This window comes from Aeromonas sp. PrichA-15 (assembly GCF_017939245.1).
Lineage (GTDB): Bacteria > Pseudomonadota > Gammaproteobacteria > Enterobacterales > Aeromonadaceae > Aeromonas > Aeromonas caviae.
In genome coordinates this window covers 1-4,476 of record NZ_JAGKRH010000372.1, presented here as the reverse complement: position 1 = coordinate 4,476, position 4,476 = coordinate 1, and the positions used below count along the sequence as shown (strand labels likewise).

The following is a 4,476-nucleotide window of genomic DNA, read 5'->3' as shown; positions in this document are numbered from 1 at the left end:
CAGGAGTATGTGGACCGCGGGCTGTTCGCGACCCGGGAGAGCTCGTTTGACAGCAACGGCGAGCGGCGCATCAGCTTCACCCCCCTGATCACCGGCAAGGGCCAGCAGTGGCTGGTGGAGCGACTGATCCGTGACGGCATCCTGCGCGGGGTGGCGGCATGAGTCACAACCTGGCCCTGTTGCCATCGGCTGAACGGCAGCGCATCGAGTTGATCAAGCAGGCGCACCTGCTGGTATGGCGCCGTCGCCGCAACGAGATCGGGCGTGAAGTTGTGGTGGCCGCCATCGATGAGGTGGATGAAGAGCACCGTGAGTGGTTTCGCCAACAGTTGAATGCGATCAGGGGGCAAGCGTGAGCGCAGGTAACGCCGTGTTTGTCGAAGCGCTGGGGCTGGCCCTGGTGCCGCTGGGTGACAGCCTGCCAGCGGTGAGGCGCCAATTGGCTGGCAAGCCGGTGCGCCTGGTGCGCGATCAGGGATCCGATCTGTTGGCCCAGTTCCCTGAGCTGGTGTCGGCCCTGGCCTGCGCCGCGGTGGTCAATGCCTCCGGTGGGGAGCTGCTGACCGCCAATGCCACGGCTTGCGTGATAGCCGATGGCTGCATCGGGGAAACCGTCACCGCAGAAGTGGAGGGGGTGCATCTGCCTTTGTGCTGGCATCACGACAACGATCACCGCAATGGGCAGTTACCGATCCGCCTCACTGATGTGGCCGAGTGGCTGGCTCGAGTGGTGCTGCAGCGGGTTGCTGGCTGGTGTGGGGTGGCTGCTGCTGACCTGACTGCCCGGGATCTGTGCTGGTGGGCGACCGTCTACAAGGTGCTGCCTTCATTGCCGGATCCGCTGCTGCGCTCTGCCTGTCGCCTGGCACCCATCGAACCGGATCGGAAGTGGTCGCCCCGCGGTAACCGGGAGACCGATGCCCGCTATCGTGATCATCGCCTTGAGGTGGCAGAGCGCGATCCGCTGGCCGATCTGCGGGCCCGCATCAATGCCAAACCGGCCATTCGCCAGATTGATCCTGAGCCTGCTGCCTTGCATTTAGGCAAGCCCAAACGACAGCGCTGGGAGTGTGCGGCCTACTTGGCTTTTGTTCGACAGTTGCCCTGTGTAGTGACGGGCCAGCGCGAGGGCATCGAGGCGCACCACGTTGTGGGTCACGGGATGAGTGTGATGGGCAGCAAGGCGCATGACCTGATGTCGTTCCCACTCGCCCACCAGCCACACATGGAGTTGCACCGGATCGGGTGGAAGGCTTGGGAGGCCAAGCACGGTTCGCAGTTGGAGCACGTTATCAACACACTGGAGCTGGCTTGCTCCTTGGGAGTGTTCAATGCCAAAAGCTGATTCATGGACAGTGACCCTGCCATGGCCCCCTTCAACCAACCGGATCTGGCGCAATGTGGCCGTGAGCGGTAAGCCCAGAACCCTGCTGAGCCAGGAGGGGAGGGTTTATCGCAAAGCTGCGGCCGATGCCTGTCTGGCTGCCAAGTTAGCCGGCAAGCAGATTCCCGATCGGCTGGCCCTGCGGCTGGTGGTGCAGGCCCCTGACCGGCGAGCCCGGGATCTGGATAACACGGTGAAGGCGGTGCAAGACGCCCTGACCCACGCCGGGGTGTGGCTGGACGATAGCCAGATCGACCGGTTGCTGGTGGAGCGCGGGCCGGTAGTGAAAGGGGGAATGGTGTCGGTAACGGTGGAGGTGATGAGTGCGCTTTGAATATGCAATTACCGTAGGGGATCCGCGTTCTGTGATGCTGCAGGCCTATCAGGCCCAGTCAACGGGGCGTTCTCATCTGACAAAGAGTGATGTGATGACGGCATTGGGAATGGTTCAGAAGCACAATGGTGCCGGCATGGCGCTGGTGATGGCGCGTTACTGCAAAGACCTAGGGGATGCCAAGAAGGCCCTGCTAGCTGTGCAAGCCGAGTGCACCAAGATTGCCCCCCGCTATGTGGGGGCCAACAAGGAACGTGGCCACGGCATGGCCTTGCGCCGGGTGGCCGAGTTGGCCCTGGAACATTACTGCCGCACTGCTGACACTCCTGGGGCCGCTTGTCGTTGTGGTGGTAGAGGGACAGTCCGGGATCTGGAGTTATCCAAGTTACATGGCAAGCCCATGGACAAAGCCTGTCCCCGCTGCGGTGGTACTGGACTTCGTCCGATCCTGGGCAGTCAGGTCAGGCGGCCTATTGAGGTGCTGGTGGGCCAGTTCACCCGCGGGCAGTGGGAGAGGGGGTGGCGCCCTCTTTATCTCGCGGTGTTGGCCTGGTGCCACCAGCAGGAGTCTACGACACAGGCGCGCTATGGGTATGTGACGCGATAGAGCCGCTTCTGGCTAGATTGAAAAGGGGGCTTTCGCCCCCCAATTATTGCATTACCAACATGGCTACTGGCCGATCAGATGATGGCGCGCTCACCCAGGGTGGCGAAGTTAGTGACCTTCACGACTCCATCCGGGAAGCGGGCCACAACTTCCAATTGACCTCCCATGGCTTCAATGTGGCTGCGCAGTGTCGAGAGATACATATCAGTGCGCTTTTCCATTTTGGCTATGGCTGGTTGTTGGACGTGCAGTATTTCTGCGAGCATTTTCTGGGACAGCCCGCGAGCCTGACGCAGTTCGTCCAGTGGCATCTCGGCCAGCATGGCCTCTGTTTTTGCTACGGCGCGAGCCTGTGACTCAGGAGTCATCTTGGCGCGCAGATCGTTAAATTTCTTAGCCATCGATAAGGCCCTCCCTTCTCAGTTGTGCCAGATGTTGATCATAGAGGCTGTCTGCGATCGGGATGTGAACATCATACCAGCGATCATCCCCTGTCTTATTGCCACCAATAAGCAGGATGGCAGCACGGCGTGGATCGAAGGCATATAGTGTCCGGATTGGCTCACCTGCATGCTGTGTTCGCAACTCACGCATATGGCCATGCTTTGAACTGTTGATCCCGCTGCTATGTGGGTGTTTCAGCTGTGGTCCACACTGTTCCAACAAACCGACTGACGCGCTAACCGACTCTTGTTCTTCTTGGGTAAGCCCTGCCCACCACTCTTCAAACTCATCGGTATACTCGATTTCCCACATAGTCATGAACACCACATTAGTTACTAATCGTTGCTCAAATTTGTTACTAAGGCGAGTGTAATAAAGCGTAATCATTCCGTCAATGGAATGCGCTTATTGCTCCGATCTATCGGTGTCTTTACATCCCCTGCAATTTTTGGCAAAGTTGGCACCAATGATGGAAGACTGCACCCGAAAGGATGTGGTCTTTTTTATTTCTTGCTCTCAAACCTCGGCCTTGCCGAGGTTTTTTCGTTTCTGGGGTGGATTCATGAATCAAGGCCATGAGCAGATCGCTACCACTGTGGTCGGTGAAACTGCGAAATCTGCCCCTCCTGTAGCGGTGGTGAGTATGTCGTGGGCTGGTGTCTCTTTGAATGACTGGGTGCTGATCGCGACGCTTGTGTGGCTTTCGGTTCAGATCGGCTGGTTTATCTGGTCGAACATCATCAAGCCACGCGCCAAGCAGGTGGGGTAGGCATGACAAAAGTACGAATTGCCATAGCGGCGCTCACTCTCAGTGCTGCCGGCTTTGTGGGGATCCTGAATCGGGAGGGGTTTGAGCCGACGGCTTACCCCGACCCCGTACACGGTACCAAGCTCCCCACTATCGGCTTTGGGAGCACCGAAGGGGTCAAGATGGGTGACACCATCACGCCCGTCGCCGCGGTGAACAGGAGCCTTCGGGAGGTGCGGGTGTTCGAGAATGCCCTCAAGGCCTGCATCAAGGTGCCACTCCACCAGTATGAGTTCGACGCCTATGTCGAGCTCTCCCACAACATTGGTCCCGGCGCCTTCTGCCGATCCACCATCGTGAAGCGCCTGAACGCTGGCGACTACCCCGGGGCCTGCGAGGCGATCCTGCTATTCAAGCGTTCCGGCAACCAGGACTGCTCGGTACCGGGGAACCGGGTATGCCCCGGGCTCTGGAAAGACCGGCTGCGCCTCAATGCGAAGTGCAAGGGGGTGTGATGGGAGTGACTCAGCAGAGCAAGGTGCTGCCGTTCCTGGCCGGTGCCTTGGTGATAGCCGCCCTGGCCGGCGGCGGTGTGGCGCTCTATCGCTCCGGTCATGCTGCTGGGGAGGAGGGGGAGCGCAAGACCTGGCAGGCAAAGTGGAATGAAGAGGCTGCCCGCCTTGCCACAGCCAGAACTAAGGCTGAGCTGAAGGCTCGGGAGGAAGAGCAGCGCCGGCAGGCTGAAATCGATGAGGTGAGAGACCATGCACAAGAAGAAATCGCCCAAGCGCAGGCTGATGCCGCTGCTGCTGACCTTGAGTCTGGCCGGCTGCGCGAGCAAGCCCGCCGCCTGGCAGCCCGAGCAAGTCAGTGCGCCAGCAATCCCGGGGCTGCCCAAGGAGGCCCGGCAGCCGGACATCCTGCCATGGTGCTCGCCGACCTGCTCAGCCGGGCTGACG

The 4,476-nt window shown here is 60.1% G+C and carries 10 protein-coding genes; 8 read left to right on the top strand and 2 right to left on the bottom strand.

Features of this window, described 5'->3' with window-relative positions; genetic code table 11:
- Positions 1 to 9 precede the first annotated feature (9 nt).
- From J9889_RS24400 to J9889_RS23360, 5 genes are all read left to right on the top strand, one after another.
- Entirely contained in the window at positions 10 to 162 is a 153-nt protein-coding gene (locus J9889_RS24400; protein ID WP_349237023.1) for a phage antirepressor KilAC domain-containing protein, read from the top strand.
- Positions 159 to 356, top strand: coding sequence for a DUF3283 family protein (locus tag J9889_RS23375; RefSeq protein ID WP_005324004.1), 198 nt, complete (start codon positions 159 to 161; stop codon positions 354 to 356). Before J9889_RS24400 ends, J9889_RS23375 begins: the two co-directional genes overlap by 4 nt.
- Entirely contained in the window at positions 353 to 1,345 is a 993-nt protein-coding gene (locus J9889_RS23370) for a DUF968 domain-containing protein (RefSeq protein WP_323887893.1), read from the top strand. The genes J9889_RS23375 and J9889_RS23370 overlap by 4 nt, the downstream gene beginning before the upstream one ends.
- On the top strand, positions 1,332 to 1,718 hold the full coding sequence (locus J9889_RS23365; protein WP_041211155.1) for a RusA family crossover junction endodeoxyribonuclease: 387 nt from the start codon (positions 1,332 to 1,334) through the stop codon (positions 1,716 to 1,718). The genes J9889_RS23370 and J9889_RS23365 overlap by 14 nt, the downstream gene beginning before the upstream one ends.
- A 94-nt stretch (positions 1,719 to 1,812) precedes the next feature.
- Positions 1,813 to 2,325 (top strand): antitermination protein, encoded by a 513-nt coding sequence (locus tag J9889_RS23360; protein ID WP_246878181.1) that lies wholly within the window; start codon positions 1,813 to 1,815, stop codon positions 2,323 to 2,325.
- A 74-nt stretch (positions 2,326 to 2,399) separates the two neighbouring features.
- Here J9889_RS23360 and J9889_RS23355 read toward each other — a convergent pair whose 3' ends face one another.
- A complete protein-coding gene (locus tag J9889_RS23355) occupies positions 2,400 to 2,726 on the bottom strand; it encodes an XRE family transcriptional regulator (protein ID WP_102948860.1) in 327 nt (108 codons plus the stop codon).
- Positions 2,719 to 3,087, bottom strand: coding sequence for a type II toxin-antitoxin system RelE/ParE family toxin (locus J9889_RS23350; RefSeq protein WP_193758870.1), 369 nt, complete (start codon positions 3,085 to 3,087; stop codon positions 2,719 to 2,721). Before J9889_RS23350 ends, J9889_RS23355 begins: the two co-directional genes overlap by 8 nt.
- A 148-nt stretch (positions 3,088 to 3,235) precedes the next feature.
- On the opposite strand from J9889_RS23350, the gene J9889_RS23345 reads away from it, so the two are divergent.
- From J9889_RS23345 to J9889_RS23335, 3 genes are all read left to right on the top strand, one after another.
- Entirely contained in the window at positions 3,236 to 3,538 is a 303-nt protein-coding gene (locus J9889_RS23345) for a hypothetical protein (protein WP_227656721.1), read from the top strand.
- A gap of 2 nt (positions 3,539 to 3,540) precedes the next feature.
- A complete protein-coding gene (locus J9889_RS23340) occupies positions 3,541 to 4,032 on the top strand; it encodes a lysozyme (protein ID WP_045525021.1) in 492 nt (163 codons plus the stop codon).
- On the top strand, positions 4,032 to 4,476 hold a 445-nt coding region (locus J9889_RS23335; RefSeq protein ID WP_210558387.1), incomplete at its 3' end, for a DUF2514 family protein. The genes J9889_RS23340 and J9889_RS23335, both read left to right, overlap by 1 nt.

What these genes read in the sequence shown, in the direction of transcription:
- J9889_RS23375 (WP_005324004.1), top strand. Translation starts at nt 159, where the DNA reads ATGAGTCACAACCTGGCCCTGTTGCCATCGGCTGAACGGCAGCGCATC.
- J9889_RS23365 (WP_041211155.1), top strand. Translation starts at nt 1,332, where the DNA reads ATGCCAAAAGCTGATTCATGGACAGTGACCCTGCCATGGCCCCCTTCA.
- J9889_RS23360 (WP_246878181.1), top strand. Translation starts at nt 1,813, where the DNA reads ATGACGGCATTGGGAATGGTTCAGAAGCACAATGGTGCCGGCATGGCG.
- J9889_RS23355 (WP_102948860.1), bottom strand. Translation starts at nt 2,726, where the DNA reads ATGGCTAAGAAATTTAACGATCTGCGCGCCAAGATGACTCCTGAGTCA.
- J9889_RS23350 (WP_193758870.1), bottom strand. Translation starts at nt 3,087, where the DNA reads ATGACTATGTGGGAAATCGAGTATACCGATGAGTTTGAAGAGTGGTGG.
- J9889_RS23345 (WP_227656721.1), top strand. Translation starts at nt 3,236, where the DNA reads ATGATGGAAGACTGCACCCGAAAGGATGTGGTCTTTTTTATTTCTTGC.
- J9889_RS23340 (WP_045525021.1), top strand. Translation starts at nt 3,541, where the DNA reads ATGACAAAAGTACGAATTGCCATAGCGGCGCTCACTCTCAGTGCTGCC.